Source organism: Streptomyces sp. NPDC041135, assembly GCF_055592085.1.
In genome coordinates this window covers 1-3,188 of sequence record NZ_JBVIYZ010000089.1, presented here as the reverse complement: position 1 = coordinate 3,188, position 3,188 = coordinate 1, and the positions used below count along the sequence as shown (strand labels likewise).

At 71.5% G+C, this 3,188-nt stretch carries 1 protein-coding gene; it reads left to right on the top strand.

Annotation, left to right across the window (positions count from 1 at the left end):
- Positions 1–3,188 (top strand): type I polyketide synthase (locus ACZ6CZ_RS37885; protein WP_469030646.1); only part of this gene is annotated, 3,188 nt, incomplete at both ends.

Here is a 3,188-nt window from a genome sequence, read left to right as displayed (position 1 = left end):
GCGGCGTTGGCGGATGCGCGGGTGTCGGCTGCGGATGTGGGTTTTGTGGAGTTGCACGGTACGGGGACTCCGGTGGGTGATCCGGTGGAGGCGCGCGCTCTGGGTCGGGTGTATGGGGTGGGGCGGGCGGTGCCGTTGGTGGTGGGGTCGGTGAAGTCGAATGTGGGGCATCTGGAGGGTGCGGCGGGTGTCGTCGGTTTGATCAAGGCGGCGCTGGCGGTGCGGGAGGGGAGGATTCCGGCGAGTTTGAATTTCGAGTCCCCGCATCCGGAGATCGATCTGGCGGGGTGGGGGCTGCGGGTGCAGACCGGGCTGGGGGAGTGGCCGGTCGAGGGGGTGCGGCGGGCGGGTGTGTCCTCGTTCGGGATGGGTGGCACCAACGCCCACCTCATCCTCGAACAGGCACCGGAACCCCGCACCGACGACGACGGGCACACCGCCGACGAGAGCCGGCTGATCCCCTGGCTGGTGTCCGGACGGACCCGGACGGCACTGCGCGAGCAGGCCGCACGGCTGCGGGACCACACGGCCGCCGACGACACTCTCGGCCCCGTGGACGTCGGCTACTCGCTGGCCGCCACCCGGACCGCCTTCGACCACCGTGCCGTCGTCCTGGGCACCGACCGCGCGGAGCTGCTGGCCGGCCTGGCCGCCGTCGCCGACGACGAGGCCCGCCCTGGAGTCGTACGGGGCAGGACGGCCAGCAGCCGCACCGCGTTCCTGTTCACCGGGCAGGGCGCCCAGCGAGTGGGGATGGGCCGGGAGCTGTACGACCTGGCACCCGTGTTCGCGGAGGCCTTCGACGCGGTGTGCGCGGTGGTCGACCCGTTCCTGGAGCGGCCGTTGAGTGAGGTCGTCTTCGGCGACTCGAACCTGCTCGACCAGACGCAGTACACGCAGGTGGCGCTGTTCGCGGTGGAGACGGCGCTGTTCCGGCTGGTGGAGGCGTTCGGGCTGCGCCCGGACGTGCTGATCGGGCACTCGATCGGTGAGCTGAGCGCCGCGCACGTCGCGGGGGTGCTGTCGCTGGAGGACGCGGGCAGGCTCGTCGCCGCGCGGGGCCGGCTGATGCAGGCCGCACGTGATGGCGGGGCAATGCTCGCGGTGGCCGCACCGGAAGCCGCAGTCGCCCCGGTCATCGGTGAGTATGCGGGCCGGGTGGATCTGGCCGCGGTGAACGGTCCCGCGGCGGTCGTCGTCTCCGGTGACGCGGACGCGGTCGAGGAAATCGCGGAACGCTTCCGCGCGGAGGGTGTGAAGGTCAAGCGGCTCACCGTCAGCCACGCCTTCCACTCCCCGCACATGGACGAGGTGCTGGAGGAGTTCACCCAGCTCGCCTCGACACTGACCTTCCACGCCCCACTCATTCCGATCGTCTCCAACGTCACCGGAAGGCTGGCCACGGTCGAGGAGCTGACGGACCCCGGCTACTGGGCCCGGCACATCCGTGGCACCGTCCGCTTCCACGACGGCATCCAGACCCTCGCCGCCCAGGCGATCGGCACCTACCTCGAGCTGGGACCCGACCCGGTCCTCACCTCGATGGTCCAGGGCATCCTGGAGGCGGGGGAGTTCACCGCGGCCTCCGTCCTGCAGAAGGGCAGGGGTGAGGAGCGCGGGCTGCTGTCCGCGCTGGCCGCCGCGTACACCGCCGGAGCGGACGTGGACTTCTCCACCCTGCTCTCCACCGGCCGCCGCGTCCCGCTGCCGACCTACGCCTTCCAGCGCAAGCGGCACTGGATCGACGTACCGGACGACCAGCCGCACCCGGCTGTCGCCCCGGTGGCCACCTCCACCTCCAGCGTCACCTCCACCGTCACCCCCGGCAGCGCCGAGGACGACGAGCCGGGGCGGCGCGCCGAGTGGGCGGCACGGCTCGCCGGTCTCACCGACCGGCAGCGGCACGCCAGGCTGACGGACCTCGTCGCACGGCACACCGTGGAGATCCTCGAGTACGACGGCACGGACGAGATCGACCCGGCGCTGACCTTCAAGGACCTCGGCTACAACTCCCTGACCTCGGTGGAACTGCGCGGACGTCTCGTCGGCGACACCGAACTGCCGCTGCCCTCCTCCCTCCTCTTCGACTACCCGACCCCCAACGCGCTGGCCACCCACCTGGTCCGCGAACTGCTCGGCACCACGGACACGCCCCGTACGACCTACACCGCCACCGACATCACCGACGAGCCGTTGGCGGTGGTCGGTATGGCGTGCCGGTATCCGGGTGGGGTGGCGTCGCCGGAGGAGCTGTGGCGGCTGGTGGCGGACGGGGTGGACGCGATCGGTGGTATGCCTGCCGACCGGGGCTGGGACGTGGAGGGTCTCTACGATCCCGAGCGGGGTGTGAGCGGTAAGACGTATGCCCGGCACGGCGGTTTCCTCTATGACGCGGGTGAGTTCGATGCCGAGTTCTTCGGGATCAGTCCGCGTGAGGCGGCGGCGATGGACCCGCAGCAGCGCCTGCTGCTGGAGACCGCCTGGGAGGCCCTCGAACGCGCCGGCATCGACCCCGAGACCCTGCGCGGCAGCGACACCGGCGTCTTCGCGGGCATCATGCAGCAGGATTACGGACCGCGCCTGCACGAGCCCGCCGACGGCTTCGAGGGCTACCTCCTCACCGGCGGCACGGCCAGCGTCGCCTCCGGCCGGATCTCGTATGCGCTGGGGTTGGAGGGTCCGGCGGTGACGGTGGACACGGCGTGTTCGGCGTCGTTGGTGGCGTTGCATCTGGCGGTGCGGGCGTTGCGGGGCGGGGAGTGCTCGCTGGCGCTGGCCGGTGGTGCGGCGGTGATGGCGACGCCGGGGATGTTCGTGGAGTTCTCCCGGCAGCAGGGTCTGGCCGTCGACGGGCGGTGCAAGGCGTTCTCGGAGTCGGCGGACGGCACGGCGTGGGCCGAGGGTGCGGGTCTGGTGGTGCTGGAGCGGCTGTCCGACGCCCGCCGCAACGGCCACGAGGTGCTGGCGGTGATCCGGGGCAGTGCGGTCAATCAGGACGGTGCGAGCAATGGTCTGACGGCGCCGAACGGGCCGTCGCAGCAGCGGGTGATCCGTCAGGCGCTGGCCAACTCCGGTCTCACCGCTGCCGACGTCGATGTGGTGGAGGCGCACGGGACGGGTACGAAGCTGGGTGACCCGATCGAGGCGCAGGCGTTGCTGGCGACGTATGGGCAGGAGCATTCGCCGGA